Raw genomic sequence first — 16,972 nt, 5'->3', positions numbered from 1 at the left:
AACTTATCCGGCGGCGCTCGGCCCGCGGCGGAGCATGGGCAAGGTGCGCATCAGAAGAAGGACGCCGAAACTTGGAACAGCTTTTCCACGCGCGGCATCTGCCGGCGCGAGGGCACGAAGACGATCACGTGATCGTTCGTTTCAATAATGGTGTCGGCATCCGGCAGGATGATTTCGTCGCCGCGCACCAGTGCGCCAATGCTGGCCCCCTTGGGCAGGCTGATCTGGCCCACTGGCCGGCCGACCACCTTGGACGTGGAGCGGTCGCCGTGGGCGATGGCTTCCAGCGCCTCGGCCACGCCTTGGCGCAAGCGGTGCACGGCGGCCACGTCACCGCGCCGCACGTGGCGGAGCAATTCGCTCATCGTTGCCTGCGAAGGCGACACGGCGATGTCGATATGGCTGCCCTGCATCAGTTCGCCATAGGCCTGGCGGTTGATCAGCGCGATCACCTTGCGGGCGCCCAGCCGCTTGGCCAGCAGCGAAGACATGATGTTGTCCTCGTCGTCGCTGGTCAGGGCAAGCCAGGTATCCATGTCTTCGATGTTCTCGCGTTCCAGCAAGGCTTCGTCCGTGCCGCTGCCGTGTAGCACCAGCACGCTGTCGGGCAGTTGCGTCGCCAGGTATTCGCAGCGCTTCAGGTCGCGTTCGATGATGCGGACGCTGTATTTTTCTTCGGCCAACTGGCGCGCCAGGCGCAGGCCGATATTGCCGCCGCCCGCGATCATCACGCGGCGCACGGCGCGCTCGGCATCGCGCAATTGGCGCACGGCGCGGCGCGCGTCGCGCGAATCCACCACCAGGACGACCTCGTCGCCCGGGGCAATGACCGTGCCGCTGCCGGCCCGTAGCGGGCGCCCGCCGCGCAGCACGTCAATGACGCGCGCCTTCACGTCCGGCCAGACGTCACGCAGCTTGTCGACGGATGAATGCGCCATCGGGCTGCCGTGTCCCACGCGCACGGTCACGACACAGACCCGCCCTTCGGCGAATTCCACGACCTGTAGCGCTTCGGGAAATTCAATCAGGCTATGCAGATAGGTGGTGACGCTGCGTTCGGGGCTGATCAGCGCGTCGATGCAAAAGCCCTCTTCGCTCATGAGTTCCGGGTGTTCCGGGAATTCGGCCGAGCGGATTCGGGCAATGCGACGGGGGATGTTGAACAGTTGGCGGGCGATCTTGCACGCCACCATGTTGGCGGCGTCAGAGGCCGCACAGGCGATGAACAGGTCGGTATCGGCCGCGCCGGCGGCTTCCAGCACCGACACCTGCGAGCCGTCTCCATGGACGACACGCAGGTCGAAGTGTTCTTGCAGGTATCGGAGCTGCGTGGGGTCCGTATCCACCACGGTGATGTCGTTTTCTTCGGACACCAGGTTTTCGGCCACGCTGGTGCCTACGCGACCAGCGCCCATGATCAGGATTTTCATGTGCTGCGCTTGCGCGCCGACTCAATGCCCAATTGCTTGAGCTTGCGATACAGGTGGGTGCGTTCCAGGCCGGTGCGCTCGGACACGCGCGTCATGCTGTGGCTTTCGCGTACCAGGTGGTATTCGAAATAGATGCGTTCGAACTCGTCGCGCGCTTCGCGCAAGGGCTGGTCCAGCGAAATGGTGCCCAGTTGGCCGTTGGACGCCAGCGGCACTTCATTGGCGGGCGCCGCCGTCAAAATGGGAGGATCCAGCTCGTCTTCAAGCGCCACGGCCGTGTTGGCGGCCGCCGAATGCGCCGCGACAGGCGCTGGTTGCGGTGCACGCCCGCGCGCCAGGCCCGCCGCCACGGTCTTGAGCAACCGTTGCAGCGTGATGGGCTTTTCCAGGAAATCCATGGCGCCGATGCGCGTGGCTTCGACCGCGGTGTCGATGGTGGCGTGGCCGCTCATCATGATCACCGGCATGTCGAGCAGGCCTTGCGAGCCCCACTCTTTCAGCAAACTTACGCCGTCCGTGTCGGGCATCCAGATATCCAGCAACACCAGATCAGGACGCATGCGAAGGCGTGCCGCGCGCGCTTGCGCCGCGTTCTCGGCCAGTTCGACCGTGTGCCCTTCGTCGTAAAGGATCTCTGACAAAAGCTCGCGTATACCGACTTCGTCGTCAACCACCAGAATTCTGGCCATAAAGCATCCACCTATTGCGTAGCCGCATTATCCTTTTCTTGCGCGGTCGCGTCCATAGTATCTGCCCCGGTCGCCAACCGGGTCAGCAAGATGGAAATCCGCGCCCCCCCTTCCTTGCGGTTCGCAAGGTCGATACGTCCACCGTGCTCTTCCACAATCTTGCGTACGATTGCCAATCCTAACCCAGTCCCGTGGGACTTTGTGGTTACGTAGGGCTCGAACGCGCGCTGCATCACCTGCGCCGGAAAGCCCGGCCCGGTGTCTGCCACGGTAAATCTCAAGGCTTGCTGGTCGGCCCGGTCGGGCTGCTCGCTGCGCATCAACTGCGTCGTCACGCTGACCCGCCCCTCACCGCCCAGTTCGCCGATCGCGTCGCGCGCGTTCGACAGCAGGTTGTGGATGACCTGCCGCAGCTGGGTCGGGTCGCCCTCGATGTCGGGCAGGCCCGGCGCCAGCGTCACATCCAGGTTCATGGCCTTGCCGGTGATGCGGGATGCCCCGCCATCGGGCTCCCAGCCATACAGCGACAGCACGTCGGCCACCAGCGCGTTGAAGTCGATGCGCTGCATCACAGCCGGCGGCGTGCGGGCGTATTCACGGAAATCGTCCACCATCTGCTTCAGCGAAGCCACCTGGTTGACGATGGTATTGGTGGACCGCTGGACGATCTGCGCTTCCGCCGGTTGCAGCTTGCCTTCCAGCTTCATGGCCAGCCGTTCGGCCGACAACTGGATGGGCGTGAGCGGGTTCTTGATTTCATGCGCCAGGCGCCGCGCCACTTCGCCCCAGGCCACGGTGCGGTTGGCGGAAATCACTTCGGTAATGTCGTCGAACACCACCAGATAGCCGTTGCCGCGCCCGTCCACGCGCAGATGGGTGCCGCGCGCCAGCAAAGTCAGCGGTTGCGGCGCGGTGGCCGCTTCGCCCTGGCCCGGCTTGATCTCGAACTGCTGCTGCCAATGCTGGCGTTCCGATCCCACCGCCGCATGCGTGGAAAACGCCTGTCGAACAATGTTCGCAAATTCAAGCATGCCGTCCACCGTTTCCAGCGGGCGGCCGATCACCGAACGCAGGTCCGCCCCCAGAATGGTCTGGGCGCCCTGGTTGACGGTGGTGACTCGGAACGACTCGTCAAACACCAGCACCCCGGAGGACAGGTTCGACAGCACGCTTTCCAGATAGACGTTGGACCGCTCCAACTGCTGGCGATTGCTCTCGACCATGCGGCGCGCTTCATCAAGTTGGCGCGTCATGGCATTGAACGAGCGCGTCAACTGGCCCACTTCGTCGCGCTCCGGGGGCTCGGGCAGCGGCCGGTAATCGCCCACGCCCACCGCCTGCGTGCCGCCCGCCAGGCTGAGCAAGGGTCGCACCAGGCGCTTGGACAGCGACAACGCCACGGCGATGGCGCCGAACGCGGCCAAGAGCAGGGCCAAGGTCAGGGTGATGCCGTAAAGCTTGCGCAGCCCCAGCCGCGACAGCGCCAATTCTTGATAATCCCGAAACCCCTGCTGCACCAGATTGGCGTTGTGCGCGATCTGCTCCGGCACCGGCTGCAGCAATTGAAGCCAGCGCGGCTCGGACGCGGAGCCCAGCAGGTTGTCGTAACGTTCTGGCCCGGTCAGCGGAATCACCACACGCAAGTGCAGTCCGCCTTCGGCGCCCGCCGTGACGGGGTCGTCCGCTTCGGCGGCGGAATAGCCGCGCGCCAGCCGAAGCTGGTTCATGACGGTGGACGGGGGCATGGCGGGCAGCAACTGGCCGTACTGGCTGGTGGAAAACGCCACCATGCGGCCGCTGCCCGTGAACACCATGGCCTCTTGCACACCGTTGGCCTCGCGCAGCCGGGTCAGCGCCAGCGTCACGCCGCTGTCCGTATTGCGGTTCAGTTCGACGGCCATGGAGCGCGCACGCGCATCCAGGTCAGCCAGCAGCGAGTCCAGCGCCGCGCGGCCCAGGTTGAGGCCGGCTTCCAGCGCCGTATCCACCCGCACGTTGAACCACGATTCAATGGACCGCGACATGAACTGCACCGACACGGTGTAGATCAGGGCGCCAGGCACCACGCCGATCAGCGCGAACGCCAGGGAAAAGCGCGCGGTCAGCCGCGCGCCGAACTGCCGGCGCCGGATCTGGCGCGCCAGCCGCACCGTCAGCGCCACCACCCAGACAAACAGCGCCAGGGCAAAGATGCCGTTCAACACCAGCAGCGTGTCGTAATAGCGCGCAAAGCGCGAGGCGTTGCCCGTGGACCATGCCAGCAAACCCAGCAACGCCAGGCCGCTTACGGCACCTACCATCAGGGCCAGCCGGAGCAACAGCCTCATGAGGGATCTTTCTCCTTGTCGCTCAGCGTGAACGAGAAGTCCATCCAGGGCGTGCTCTGCGCCCACGAACTGCTATTCAAAGCGTTGACCTGAAACGGACGGGGCAGCAGCGAGGTATCCAGCCGCAGCCGAAGCTGTCCGCCGTAGAGCACGTCGGCATCAAAGTCGTCGGCGTCCGCCACCGACCAATTGCGTATATGCCGGATGACGCTCATTGCATCGTCCAGCGACGCCACCGGAAAGGACAGTTCGCCCACGCCCGCGCGCCATTGCCGCGTCAGCGCGTTATAGATGACGCGCCAGGTGCGCGAGGTGTCCACCAGCGACTCGTCGAACCACCACCAGCGTTCACGCGTCACGGTAAGGTCGGCCGTGAAATACAAGGGGATGCCGCGTTGGGCCGCATCCCGCAACTGCTGATTCAGTTCAAATTCGATATCCGCATCGAATTCAAGCTTGCCATTGCGCACCGCCGGCTCAACCCGCGTCACCTGCGGTTCGGCGGCATGCACCTCGCCGCCCGGCACCGTGGAAAGCAAGGTAGATACCAGCAACAACCCTAGAAATAAACGCGAAATAATGGACATACGACACCGCAACACCGTTATGCCCCTATTCTTGGTGATTCAGGACTGCTTGGCAAACAAGGCATAGAAAAAGCCGTCATGTTGCTCGACGGGTGTTGCATTGAGCGCAACTGGCAGCAACTGCCCGGGCGCGTCCAACCGTTGGGCCTCGGGATGGCGCTGCAAAAACTCAAGCGCCTGGCGCGCCCCTTCAATCGGGAAGACCGAGCACGTCACATACAGCAGACGGCCACCGGGCGCGACGGTTTTCCACAGGGAGTCCAGAATCCGGGCCTGCAACGTGGCCGTGCGGCGCACATCGTTTTCCCGCCGCAGCCAACGGATGTCAGGGTGGCGGCGCACGATGCCCGAGGCCGTGCAGGGCACGTCCGCCAGCACCGCGTCAAAGGGCTTGCCGTCCCACCAGGCGTCCGGGTCGGCGGCATCGGCCGCTTCCAGGTGCACGCGCTTGCTTGCCAGGCCCAGGCGGTCCAGGTTTTGCTCTACCCGTTCCAGCCGTTCGCCGTCGGCGTCCAGCGCCACCAGGTCGATATCGGCCAGTTCCAGCAGATGCGCCGTCTTGCCGCCAGGCGCCGAGCAGGCGTCCAGCACCCGCATGCCGTCGGTGGGCGCCAGCAGCTCAGCCGCCAACTGCGCGCCCGCGTCCTGCACCGACCACCAACCTTCGGCAAAGCCGGGCAACTGCGTCACGGGCTTGGGGCTACCGAGCACCACGCCGGCCTGGCCAACCGGCTGCGCTTCCAGGCCTGCGGCTTCGAAGGCGGCCAATACCTGTTCGCGGCTGGCGCGGCGGCGGTTGACGCGCAAAGTCAGGGGTGCCGGCACATTGGCCGATTCCAGAATCCGCTGCCAGTCTTGCGGGTAGGCGATACCCAATTGCTTGACCCACCAGCCGGGGTGGTTCCATTGCGCCTCGGGGCTGTCGGCCACCGCGGCTTCCAGCGCCGCGCGTTCGCGCAGAAAACGGCGCAGGCAGGCATTCAGCATGCCCTTGAACGACGCCAGGCTGCGGGTGTTGGAGGCGGCCGTCACAGCCTGATCCACCACCGTGTGGGCCGCGTAGACCGGCATGCCCGGCAACTGCGCGGCGGCTTCGCCCTCTTCTTTCAGCAGCGTCAAAGACACCAGCAGCAGCGATTCGAACAACACGCTGGGATAGCGCTGCACCAATTCCCGGCCCACGGCATCGGCCCAACCCAGGTAGCGCATCGCATGAAACGACACCGCCTGGGTGGCCGGACGCAGGGCAACACTGACGTCGGTCAACGCGTCCGTCAGGGAACGGCCGTCCAGCACGCCCTCGACCACCCCCGCGCTGGAAAGAAGAACGGAGGAAAGCGGGGGAGCAAGATGGGGGGAGTCGGAACGCGTGGACATGGTGGGAATTCTGAGGATAAGACCGATATGGTAGCCGGACCTGGACGATTGGCGCTGGCAGCGTCAAACTGGCCGCTGCCTAGGAGCGCTTTATGTCCACCACCACGCTGCTGCTGTTCATCCTGGCCTCGGCCGTCGCCATCATGACGCCCGGCCCCACCACCCTGCTTGCCATGAGCAACGGCTCGCGCCACGGCGTGCGCGCCGCCGGCTGGGGCATGGCGGGCGCGGTGCTGGCGGATTTGATCCTGGTCGGATCGGTCGCGTCCGGCCTGGGCGTGGTGCTGGCCGCCTCTGAAGTCGCCTTTCAGATCATTAAATGGGTCGGCGCGGCGTATCTGGCGTATCTGGGCTGGAAGATGCTGCGGTCGGATTCGGCGCTGGTCTTGCCAAGCGCCACTGCGGTTGACGACCGCCCGGTTGGCCTGGCGCTGGGCGTGCGCAGCTTTCTGGTGGCGCTGACGAATCCCAAGGCGCTGTTATTCATGTCGGCGTTCTTGCCGCAGTTTATCGATCCGCAAGCGCCGCTGTTGATGCAGTACGCCATCGTGGCGGGAGTGCTAGGGACGATTAATGTGCTGACGATGCTGGTTTATGCGGCATTGGGCGCGCAGCTGGTGCGGGTGTTTAGGGGGTCGGGGTTGAGGTGGCTGAATCGGGTTTGTGGGGGAGTGATGATGGGGCTGGCGGGGATGTTGGCGTTGTATCGGCGAGGGGTGGGGTAAATAGATCGGAGAAATGGGAACGGAACGCCGGCGCAGCCCGTTTGCCCCTAAAATAACGGCCCCCGCTCTGCCGCGCTAAAATTGCGCAGATTTTGATCATTGGCGCCGGCTCGCGCCCACCGAGGTATTCCATGTCTTCCCCCAAAGTCGGCTTCGTCAGCCTGGGCTGCCCTAAAGCCCTGGTCGACTCCGAACGCATCCTGACCCAACTGCGCACCGAAGGGTACGAAGTCACGCCCGAGTACAACGATGCGGACGTCGTCGTCGTCAACACCTGTGGATTCATCGACAGCGCCAAGGCCGAATCGCTTGAAGCCATTGGCGAGGCGTTGGCCGAGAACGGCAAGGTCATCGTCACCGGCTGTATGGGCGTTGAGGAATCGGTGATTCGCAAGGTGCACCCCAGCGTGCTCGCGGTGACCGGTCCCCAGCAGTATGAAGAGGTGGTGCGCGCTGTGCATGACGCCGCGCCGCCCAAGAAGGACCACAACCCCTATCTGGATCTGGTGCCGCCGCAAGGCATCAAGCTGACGCCGCGCCACTACGCCTATCTGAAGATCTCGGAAGGCTGTAATCACCGTTGCAGCTTCTGCATCATTCCGTCGATGCGCGGCGACCTGGTCAGCCGCCCGGTCGGCGATGTGCTGAGTGAAGCCGAACGCCTCGTCAAGGCCGGCGTGAAAGAACTGCTGGTGATCTCGCAGGACACCAGTGCGTATGGCGTGGATGTGAAGTACCGCAGCGGCTTCTGGAACGGTCGCCCGGTCAAGACGCGCATGACGGAGCTCTGTCTGGCCTTGTCCGAAATGGGCGTCTGGACGCGCCTGCACTATGTGTACCCGTACCCGCACGTGGACGAAGTGATTCCGCTGATGGCCGAGGGCAAGATCCTGCCGTACCTGGACATTCCGTTCCAGCACGCCAGCCCGCGCATCCTGAAAGCCATGAAGCGCCCGGCGTTCGAAGACAAGACGCTGGCGCGCATCAAGCGTTGGCGCGAGATCTGCCCCGACCTGACCATCCGCTCCACCTTCATCGTGGGCTTTCCCGGCGAGACCGAGGAAGACTTCCAGTACCTGTTGGACTGGATGCAGGAAGCGCAGTTGGATCGCGTGGGCTGTTTCCAGTATTCGCCGGTGGAAGGCGCGCCCGCGAACCTGCTGGACAACCCCGTGCCCGACGAGGTCAAGCAAGACCGTTGGGAACGCTTCATGGAATTGCAGCAGGGCATTTCGACCGCGCGCCTGGCCCGCAAGGTGGGCCGCGAGATCGACGTGCTGATCGATGAAGTGGACGAAGACGGCGCCATTGGCCGCAGCAGCGCCGACGCGCCTGAGATCGACGGCTGTGTGTACGTCAGTTCGGAAAAAACGCTGAAAGCGGGCGACCTGGTGCGCGTGCGCGTCACCGAATCAGACGAATACGACCTCTGGGGCGAGGCGATCTGAATCTGATAAGGCAGGGGCGCGCCGCCAGCCTTGGCGGCGCGCCCCTCTTGTTTTGACCGCGCCCGTCAGGCGGGCGCCATCGCCGCGCAATGCGGCTGTTGCTTTACAGGAAATCCGCCAGATCGTCGGCGTGTTCCTCTTCCACCGCCAGGATCTCTTCCAGCATCCGGCGCGTGGTGGAATCCTGATCACCGATGTATTCAATCATCTGACGATAGCTGTCGATGGCGATACGTTCGGCGATCAGGTTTTCCTTGATCATGTCTTGCAGGCTTTTGCCTTCGACATATTCCGAATGGCTGCGCTCCAGGATGCCCTTGGGCGACAGGTTCGGCTCGCCACCCAGCTGCACGATGCGCTCGGCCAGACGGTCGGCGTGGTCCTGTTCCTGCGTGGCGTGTTCGGCGAATTCCGCGGCCACCGGTTCGGCGTTCAAGCCACGGGCCATGAAGTAGTGGCGCTTGTAGCGCAGCACACAGACGATTTCCGTGGCCAACGCTTCGTTCAGCAGTTTCAGCACGGTTTCGCGGTCGGCGCGATAGGTGTCCGTGACGGCGCCGGACTCGATGTCTTGGCGTGCCTTGGCGCGGATCGCCTTCACGTCCATGTCGAATGGGCGGCTGGCCTTCTGGGGGGTTCGGGTTGCTTGTTCCATATCGTTCGCTCCTCTAGTTAGTGAAAGCCCTACGACGCTGGATTTCCAGTCGTACCGAACAACTCAGTCTACCGATCACAGCGGAACTTGCTGTGTCCAAACATTGCTCCTGCCACCAATTTGCACTGGCTGGAGCCCCCCAAACGCGCCCGCTGACCTTCTCGTAAACTATCGACTTCCCGGAACGCCCGTGACGCAATCTGTAACGGGCCCGGCCATCTCGAACCTGTTATGAACCTGAAGAACATCTGCGTATATTGCGGCTCGAATCCCGGCACCCGCCCGGACTACATCGAGCAGGCCCGCGTGCTGGCCCGCGAATTGGTCAAGCGCGACCTGGGGCTGGTGTACGGCGGGTCTGTCGTCGGCATCATGGGCGTGGTGGCCAACGAGGTGCTCGCCGCCGGTGGCCGCGTCATTGGCGTAATCCCCGAACTGCTGCAGAAAAAGGAACAGGCGCATCGCGGCCTGACCGAACTGCACCTGGTGCAGAACATGCACGAGCGCAAGGCGATGATGATCGAGAAGTCAGACGGCTTCATCGCCCTGCCTGGCGGCGCCGGCACGCTTGAAGAGTTTTTTGAAGTCTGGACCTGGGCGCAATTGAACATGCACCAGAAGCCCTGCGGCCTGTTGAATATCGCGGGGTATTACGATGCGCTGGTGCAGTTCGTGGACCACGCCGTCGAAGAAGCCTTCATCCGCCCCCAGCATCGCGACATGCTGGTCGTGGAAGAAGACCCCGCCCTGCTGCTGGATCGCTACGCCATCTACGAGCCGCCCAACGTCTCGAAGTGGTTCGATCCCATCACGGCCTGATGTCCCACACCCACACACTTGAGACCATGACGGAAGCCCTAGCAATGTCCTCCGATTCGTTGTCCCCCTCCAGCACCGAGTCCGTGTTGCGCGCGTATTTCCACGCCAAGGACGAAAACCGCCCCCACCACATGGCGCGCGCATTCGCCGCCGACGCCGTGCTGAAAATGGCCCTGCGCACGCAGGCCATTGCGTTTCCGCCCGAATCCCACGGCTTGGCGGCAATTGCCGACACGCTGGTCCGCAAGTTCGGGCAAACCTACGAAAACGTCTACACGTTCTACCTGTCGCGCCCCGCGGCCGACGCGCGACTGCCCGACTACCAGTGCGACTGGATCGTCGGCATGACCGAAAAGGCCACGGGCAATGTGCGCGTGGGCTGTGGCCGGTACGACTGGAAGTTCCAGCCGGAACCCTATCGCGCGACCGACCTCACCATCACCATCGAAACCATGGTCACGCTGCCGGCGGCCGACATGCCCGCCGTGTTCGGCTGGCTGCTGGGCCTGGATTACCCCTGGACCAACGCCGCCCGTGTCGTGGCCAGCGCGCCGCCGCTTGAAGCCCTGGCGCCGGTGGTGCACTATTTGCTTCACCCCAACGGCTTGTAGCGCCGCCGCAAGCCGGCAAACGGATTGATTACTTGAAATACGACATCGCTGCATTCGACTTCGACGGAACCTTGGCGGACACCATGCCTTGGTTCAATTCCATTCTGAACACGGTGGCCGACAAATACGGCTTTCGCAAGATCGACTTGTCCGAACGCGAAAACCTGCGTCATCGCGAAGCCTCTGAAATCCTGAAGTACCTGGGAATTCCGCTGTGGAAGCTGCCGGCAATCATGACGCACGTGCGCACGCTGATGCAGGACATCGACCCCAGCGTGCACCTGTTCGACGGCATCCCTGACATGCTCGCGCAGTTGAAAGCGAGCGGGATGCGCCTGGCGGTAATCAGTTCGAACTCCATTGAAAACGTGCAGCGCGTGCTGGGCGCCGACACCGCCGCGCTGTTTGACGACTATGAATGCGGCACCGACCTGTTCGGCAAGGCCGCCAAGATCGACCGCTTGATGCGGCGCCATGAAGTGGCCCCCGAGCGCTTCCTGCTGGTGGGCGACGAAATGCGCGACATCGACGCCGCCCGCAAGGCAGGCGTGCGTGTCGGCTCGGTCGCCTGGGGCTATAACCACATGGACGCCCTGCGCGAACGCAAGCCCGACGAACTCTTTACAGCCGTTACCGACCTGCCCGCCATCCTGGCCTGACCCCGCCCACCGGAACCCGCCATGCACACCGACCCCGCTCATCTCGTCACCAACCCTGATGCGCTGCAGGCGCTGTACGGGGAGCCCGGCGAGGCCTCGTTGAAGAAGGAAGTGGACCATGTGCACCCGCACTACCGCGCCTTCATCGAAGCGGCGCCGTTCGCGATGCTGGCCACTTGCGGGCCGGATGGCCTGGATGCATCGCCGCGCGGCGACCCCGCCGGCTTCGTGGTGGTCGAAGACGAAAAGACGCTGTTGCTGCCTGACCGCCGTGGCAACAACCGCATGGACAGCCTGCTGAACGTGCTGGCCGATCCCCGCGTGGCGCTGCTGTTCCTGGTGCCGGGCGTGGGCGAAACGTTGCGGGTGAACGGCACGGCGCGCATCAGCGTCGACCCCGCCCTGCTGGAACGCTTTGCCATGGACGGCAAGCTGCCGCGCTCGGTGCTGATCATCGATGTGCAGACCGTGTACTTCCAATGCTCGCGCGCCCTGCTGCGTTCGCGCCTGTGGGACCCGGCCACGCAAGTGCCGCGCAGCGCGCTGCCCAGCACCGGCCGCATCCTGTCGGACCTGACGGCCGGCACCTTCGACGGCGTGGCTTACGACCGCGACCTGCCCGCGCGCGTTGCGGGCACCTTGTACTGATATCGGCCCTGGGGGTCCGCACACATGGCACGCAACGTCGAAATCAAGGCCCGTGTCGATAGCATCGCCGCGCTGGAACCCCTGGCCGCCGCGCTATCAGGGCAAGAGCCCGCGTCCCTGGAACAAGACGACACCTTCTTCACCTGCACCCATGGCCGCCTGAAGCTGCGCGCGTTTGCCGACGGCACGGGCGAACTGATCTTTTACCGCCGCGCCGACGACACCGGCCCCAAAGAGAGCTTCTACTCAATCTCCCCCACGGAATCACCCGACACCCTGCGCGAGACCCTGACGCTGGCCTATGGCGCCATCGGCCGCGTGAAAAAACACCGTGTGGTATTCATGGCCGGACGCACCCGCATCCATCTGGACCGGGTCGAGGGCCTGGGGGAATTCCTGGAACTGGAAGTGGTGCTGCGCGACGGCGAAAGCACCGACGCCGGCATGGAAGAAGCCCGCACCTTGATGGCGGGGCTGGGGGTAGCGCCCACCCAGTTGGTGGCGGGCGCCTACCTGGACTTGCTGGCCGGCAGCCGCCAGCCCTGAGGGTTCAGGCCGGTGGCCAGCCGCGCATGAACACATCCACCGGCTGGCGCTTGCCGCCCGCCTTCTGCAATTCCAGCAAGCGCAGCACGCCCGCGCCGGTGGCGATGTCGATACCGTTCGCGTCAGCGCGCAACACGCTGCCGGGCTCAGCCGTCACGGCCATGTCCAGCGCCTGCGCGCGCCACACCTTGACCGGGTCGGGCAGGCCGGCCAGGCGGATGCTGGCGCCGGGCACGGGGTTGAAGGCGCGCACGCGGCGCGCCAGCAATTCGGCGGGCTGGGTGCAGTCCAGCGCGGCTTCGGCCTTGTCCAGCTTGGCGGCGTAGGTCACGCCGGCTTCGGGTTGCTTGCGCGGGGTCAGGCCGTCTTGAGCCAAGGCGTTCAGCGCATCCACAATGGCTTCGCCCCCTGCCAGCGCTAAGGCGTCGTGCAATTGCGCGGCGTTGGTATCGGCGGAAATGGGCACCACGCGCTCAAGCAGCATGTCGCCGGTATCCAGGCCCTGATCCATCTGCATGATGGTCACGCCCGTTTGTGTGTCGCCTGCTTCAATGGCGCGCTGGATCGGCGCCGCGCCGCGCCAGCGCGGCAGCAGGCTGGCGTGGATGTTCAGGCAACCCAGGCGCGGCAGGTCCAGCACCCATTGCGGCAGGATCAGGCCATAGGCGGCCACCACCATCACGTCGGGCGCCACCTGCTCCAGCAGCGCGCGCGCCTCGGCGGCCTCGTCGGGATAACGGCCATCCAGGCGCAGGCTGCGCGGCTGGGCGACGGGGATGCCGGCGTCCAGCGCGGCCTGCTTGACCGGGCTGGGCGTCAGCTTCAGGCCACGCCCGGCGGGACGATCGGGTTGGGTCATCACCAGGGCAATCTCGTGACCCGCGGCCCGCAAGGCGTCGAAAGCGATACGGGCGAATTCCGGCGTGCCGGCAAAAACTAGGCGCATGGGGATGTCAGACCAAAGAGTGGAAAACGGGAATCAGTCGCGCAGCGCTTCGCGCTCGGCCTTCTTCAGCTTGGTCTTGATGCGGTTCTGCTTGAGGTTGGACAGGTATTCAACGAAGACCTTGCCTTCCAGGTGGTCCAGCTCGTGCTGCACGCACACGGCCAGCAGGCCGTCGGCGTCGAACTCGAAGGGTTTGCCGTCGATGTCCAGCGCCTTGCAACGGATACGCGAGGCGCGTTCGACCTCGTCGTAGACGCCCGGCACGGACAGACAGCCTTCTTCGTAGATCTTGTGGTCATCGCTGCGCCACGTGATCTCGGGGTTGATCAGCGTGAGCAGTTCATTGCTGTCCTCGGACACGTCGATCACGACCACGCGCTCATGCACGTCGACCTGGGTTGCGGCCAGGCCGACACCCGGCGCGTCGTACATGGTTTCGGCCATGTCGCGCACCAGTTGACGAATGCGGTCGTCGACTTCGGCTACCGGCTTGGCCTTTTTGTGCAAGCGCGGGTCCGGATAGCGAAGGATAGGAAGTAAAGCCATTGAAAGGGGATCGCCAATAATTGATACTTAGGCAAGAGTTTAATTCATTAGAGTCTTGATTTCTAATAGTTTTCGGCTAAGTCCGGCATTGCGGAATTGCTGCGTCCCCGCTTGTTGATGAGGCGGGTCCGCCCCCTTTTCAACGGCGATCCAGGATCCTGGCCAGACCCACCACCGTTGCATCACATGGCCCCTGCCTGGACGCTTTCATCCCTGCCCCGCCGACGCGCATCGCGCCTTGCATGCGACACTTGCCCACCCTGGTTGCCCGCCCTGGTTACCCACCCTGGTTCCACCTTCCTGCCCGCCTCATGCCGCTTACGCATACTGTTGACGAACTGTCCGCCTGGTTGCGGCTGTCCCTGGAGCCCAATGTGGGTTCCGCCACCGCCTGTACGCTGCTGAGCGCGCTGGGCCTGCCCGAGCAGATTTACGCGCAGCGCGCCACCGCCCTGACCCGCCACTTGCCCGACGCGCTGGCGCGCCAACTGGCCGCGCCCATGCCGGCCGACATGGCGGCCCTGGTGGAAGGCGCGCTGCAATGGGTGCAAGGCCCTGACCGCTACATCCTGACGCTGGCCGACCCTGCTTATCCACAGAACCTCTTGACCATCGCCGACCCACCCATCCTGCTGTATGTGGTGGGGAACCCGGACTTCCTGCAAGGACCGTCGCTTGCCGTCGTGGGTGCACGCAACGCCACGCCGGGCGGCCAGGAGATCGCGCGCGCGTTCGCCCGCCATCTGGCCGGACATGGCTGGCGCGTGGTCAGCGGCCTGGCGCTGGGCATCGACGCCGCGGCGCACGAAGGGGCGCTGGACGCGGGGGCAGCTGGCGCGGGCACCGTCGCCGTCATGGGCACCGGGATTGACCGCATCTACCCCGCGCGTCACCGTGATCTGGCGCACCGCATCGCGGCGCATGGCGCGCTGGTGTCTGAATTCCCCTTGGGCACGGGCGCCCTGCCGCCGCACTTTCCCAAGCGCAACCGCATCGTGGCGGGCCTGGCGCGCGGCGTGCTGGTGGTGGAAGCCGCCAAGCAAAGCGGGTCTCTCATCACCGCGCGGCTGGCCGGCGAAAGCGGGCGCGAGGTCTTCGCCATTCCCGGTTCCATCCATTCGCCCTTGTCGCGCGGCTGCCATGCCCTGATCCGCCAAGGCGCCAAGCTGGTGGAAACGGCGGCTGACATCACCGACGAACTTGGCGGCGGCCCCACGCCCACCGCACGCCGTGCGGCCCCGCCCGCCCCCGCATTGCCCAGCCACCCCGTGCTGGAGGCGCTGGGCTTTGATCCGCTGCACCTGGACGCCATCCAGGTCCGCTCGGGGCTGGCCGTTGGCGATCTGCAAGCGCAACTGGTGGAACTGGAATTGCAGGGCCGCATCGCCCGTCTGGATGATGGGCGGTACCAGCGGCTGACCTAGGAGCCGGTGCGCGGGCTCTCAACCCACGTACCTTGCGCGCGGCTCATAGACACATCACCCGCTTGGGCAGCGCGCGTTCCGATGGCGCTAATATTGACGATGGCGCCGCAGCCTTGCGCGCCGCGTCACCCAAATCGAACCAGGAAGAGACATGGCTTTGCCCTCCCGCGTGAAGATCGTCGAAGTGTCGCCCCGCGACGGTCTGCAGAATGAAAAGGAATTCGTGCCGACCGAGATCAAGGTCGAGCTGATCAACCGCCTGTCGGCCGCGGGCTTCCCCAATGTGGAAGCCGCGTCGTTCGTGTCACCCAAGTGGGTGCCGCAGATGGCCGACGGCGCCGACGTCATGGCGCGCATCGAGCGCCGCCCGGGCACCATCTATTCGGTGCTGACGCCCAACATGAAGGGCTTTGAAGGCGCGCTGGCCGCTGGCGCGGACGAAATCGTCATCTTCGGCGCCGCCAGCGAAGCGTTCTCGCAAAAGAACATCAACTGCTCCATCGCCGAATCCATCGCCCGCTTTGAACCCGTGGTGCAAGCCGCACGCGAAGCCGGCATCCGCGTGCGCGGCAGCATCAGTTGCGCGCTGGGCTGTCCATACCAGGGCGAGGTTCCGGTCGAGGCCGTGGTGGACGTGGCGCAGCGCTACCTGGCCATGCAGGTCGATGAGATCGACGTGGCCGACACTATCGGCGTGGGTACACCGCAGCGCGTGCGCGACGTGATGGCGGCAGTCACCCGCGTGGTTGACCCGGCGCGCGTGTCCGGCCACTTCCACGACACCTACGGCCAGGCGCTGGCCAACATTCTGGCGGCGCTGGAAACCGACATTTCCATCTTCCATACGTCGGTCGCCGGCCTGGGCGGCTGCCCCTACGCCAAGGGCGCCACCGGCAACGTCGCCACCGAAGACGTGCTGTACATGCTGCGCGGCCTGGACATCGACACGGGCGTGGACTTCGACGCCGTGGTCGATATCGGCCAATGGATGTCGGCCCACCTGAACCGCAAGGGTTCCAGCCGCGCGGGCAATGCCATCGCGGCCAAACGGGCCGCATGAACCAGCCCGCCCCTGCCCCGTCTTTGGAAGACCGCGCGGCATTGCTGCGCGAGATCGGGCCGTTGCCCTTGTCAGGGCAGGCGTGGCCGGATTGGGTAAGGATTTTGGCCTGGGTCATCCTGGCCGTGCTGGGCGTGCAGGTGGTCACCACCGCCATCCGCGCCCCCGCGCAGCCCTTCGACACCCTGCTGGCCGTCGTGGTGGTGCTGTGCTTTGTGGGGCTGCTGTTCGTGTCCTGGCACATGCAGGTGTCGATCACCACGATCGACGAGCGCGGGCTGCGCCAGTCGTGGTTCACCCGCCGGGAAGTCGCGTGGGAAGACGTGCGCTACGCCCGCTTCGTACCGATGCTGTTTTCAAAACGGCTGGTGATCTTCACGCACCGGGGCCGGCCCGTGATCCTCCAGGGCGGCACCCGGGAACTGCGCGTGGCTTTCGTGAAAATAGCGCAGTTGTACCGGCAGGGGTGAATGAC

18 protein-coding genes are annotated in these 16,972 nt (G+C 64.9%); 10 read left to right on the top strand and 8 right to left on the bottom strand.

Going from position 1 to position 16,972, the window contains the following annotated elements:
- Positions 1-50: 50 nt before the first annotated feature.
- The 5 genes from trkA to rsmB are packed head-to-tail and all read right to left on the bottom strand — an operon-like array spanning position 51 to position 6,410.
- Positions 51-1,430: a Trk system potassium transporter TrkA gene (trkA, locus tag CVS48_RS07955; protein WP_100853974.1), complete on the bottom strand. Its 1,380-nt coding sequence runs from the start codon at positions 1,428-1,430 to the stop codon at positions 51-53.
- Positions 1,427-2,119, bottom strand: coding sequence for a response regulator (locus tag CVS48_RS07950; RefSeq protein WP_100853973.1), 693 nt, complete (start codon positions 2,117-2,119; stop codon positions 1,427-1,429). The genes trkA and CVS48_RS07950 overlap by 4 nt, the downstream gene beginning before the upstream one ends.
- Before the next feature lie 11 nt (positions 2,120-2,130).
- Positions 2,131-4,446 (bottom strand): sensor histidine kinase, encoded by a 2,316-nt coding sequence (locus CVS48_RS07945; RefSeq protein ID WP_100853972.1) that lies wholly within the window; start codon positions 4,444-4,446, stop codon positions 2,131-2,133.
- Positions 4,443-5,033 (bottom strand): DUF4390 domain-containing protein, encoded by a 591-nt coding sequence (locus tag CVS48_RS07940; protein WP_100853971.1) that lies wholly within the window; start codon positions 5,031-5,033, stop codon positions 4,443-4,445. The genes CVS48_RS07945 and CVS48_RS07940 overlap by 4 nt, the downstream gene beginning before the upstream one ends.
- A gap of 39 nt (positions 5,034-5,072) precedes the next feature.
- On the bottom strand, positions 5,073-6,410 hold the full coding sequence (rsmB, locus tag CVS48_RS07935; protein ID WP_100853970.1) for a 16S rRNA (cytosine(967)-C(5))-methyltransferase RsmB: 1,338 nt from the start codon (positions 6,408-6,410) through the stop codon (positions 5,073-5,075).
- 92 nt (positions 6,411-6,502) lie between these two features.
- Here rsmB and CVS48_RS07930 point away from each other — a divergent pair, with 92 nt between their 5' ends.
- Positions 6,503-7,135 (top strand): LysE family translocator, encoded by a 633-nt coding sequence (locus CVS48_RS07930; protein ID WP_100853969.1) that lies wholly within the window; start codon positions 6,503-6,505, stop codon positions 7,133-7,135.
- A 131-nt stretch (positions 7,136-7,266) separates the two neighbouring features.
- Positions 7,267-8,583 carry a 30S ribosomal protein S12 methylthiotransferase RimO gene (gene rimO, locus CVS48_RS07925; RefSeq protein WP_100853968.1) on the top strand — a complete coding sequence of 439 codons (1,317 nt, stop codon included), beginning with the start codon at positions 7,267-7,269 and terminating at the stop codon, positions 8,581-8,583.
- Positions 8,584-8,686: 103 nt separating this feature from the next.
- Here the strand turns inward: rimO and CVS48_RS07920 are convergent, their stop codons facing one another.
- Positions 8,687-9,238: a ferritin-like domain-containing protein gene (locus CVS48_RS07920; RefSeq protein WP_100853967.1), complete on the bottom strand. Its 552-nt coding sequence runs from the start codon at positions 9,236-9,238 to the stop codon at positions 8,687-8,689.
- A gap of 231 nt (positions 9,239-9,469) precedes the next feature.
- On the opposite strand from CVS48_RS07920, the gene CVS48_RS07915 reads away from it, so the two are divergent.
- The 5 genes from CVS48_RS07915 to CVS48_RS07895 are packed head-to-tail and all read left to right on the top strand — an operon-like array spanning position 9,470 to position 12,521.
- A complete protein-coding gene (locus CVS48_RS07915; protein WP_050448759.1) occupies positions 9,470-10,057 on the top strand; it encodes an LOG family protein in 588 nt (195 codons plus the stop codon).
- Positions 10,058-10,083: 26 nt separating this feature from the next.
- A complete protein-coding gene (locus tag CVS48_RS07910) occupies positions 10,084-10,668 on the top strand; it encodes a hypothetical protein (RefSeq protein WP_419191449.1) in 585 nt (194 codons plus the stop codon).
- 32 nt (positions 10,669-10,700) lie between these two features.
- Entirely contained in the window at positions 10,701-11,327 is a 627-nt protein-coding gene (locus CVS48_RS07905; RefSeq protein ID WP_100853965.1) for an HAD hydrolase-like protein, read from the top strand.
- Positions 11,328-11,348: 21 nt separating this feature from the next.
- Entirely contained in the window at positions 11,349-11,975 is a 627-nt protein-coding gene (locus CVS48_RS07900; RefSeq protein ID WP_100853964.1) for a pyridoxamine 5'-phosphate oxidase family protein, read from the top strand.
- Between the two features lie 24 nt (positions 11,976-11,999).
- A complete protein-coding gene (locus CVS48_RS07895) occupies positions 12,000-12,521 on the top strand; it encodes a class IV adenylate cyclase (protein WP_100853963.1) in 522 nt (173 codons plus the stop codon).
- Between the two features lie 4 nt (positions 12,522-12,525).
- Here the strand turns inward: CVS48_RS07895 and fmt are convergent, their stop codons facing one another.
- Positions 12,526-13,467 carry a methionyl-tRNA formyltransferase gene (fmt, locus tag CVS48_RS07890; protein WP_100853962.1) on the bottom strand — a complete coding sequence of 314 codons (942 nt, stop codon included), beginning with the start codon at positions 13,465-13,467 and terminating at the stop codon, positions 12,526-12,528.
- Positions 13,468-13,500: 33 nt separating this feature from the next.
- Entirely contained in the window at positions 13,501-14,013 is a 513-nt protein-coding gene (gene def / locus CVS48_RS07885) for a peptide deformylase (RefSeq protein ID WP_100853961.1), read from the bottom strand.
- 311 nt (positions 14,014-14,324) lie between these two features.
- Here def and dprA point away from each other — a divergent pair, with 311 nt between their 5' ends.
- The 3 genes from dprA to CVS48_RS07870 all read left to right on the top strand — a co-directional run bounded on the left by dprA (position 14,325) and on the right by CVS48_RS07870 (position 16,967).
- Positions 14,325-15,437, top strand: a complete 1,113-nt coding sequence (dprA, locus tag CVS48_RS07880; protein ID WP_100853960.1) for a DNA-processing protein DprA — start codon at positions 14,325-14,327, stop codon at positions 15,435-15,437.
- Positions 15,438-15,588: 151 nt separating this feature from the next.
- The gene (locus tag CVS48_RS07875) at positions 15,589-16,497 is read left to right on the top strand and encodes a hydroxymethylglutaryl-CoA lyase (RefSeq protein ID WP_100853959.1); all 909 of its coding nucleotides are present in this window, start codon (positions 15,589-15,591) and stop codon (positions 16,495-16,497) included.
- On the top strand, positions 16,494-16,967 hold the full coding sequence (locus CVS48_RS07870) for a hypothetical protein (RefSeq protein ID WP_100853958.1): 474 nt from the start codon (positions 16,494-16,496) through the stop codon (positions 16,965-16,967). The genes CVS48_RS07875 and CVS48_RS07870 overlap by 4 nt, the downstream gene beginning before the upstream one ends.
- Positions 16,968-16,972: the final 5 nt, after the last annotated feature.

It is taken from the genome of Achromobacter spanius (assembly GCF_002812705.1).
Lineage (GTDB): Bacteria > Pseudomonadota > Gammaproteobacteria > Burkholderiales > Burkholderiaceae_B > Achromobacter > Achromobacter spanius.
The sequence above is the reverse complement of the archived record's forward strand: the minus strand, read 5'-3'. Positions and strand labels throughout refer to the sequence as shown.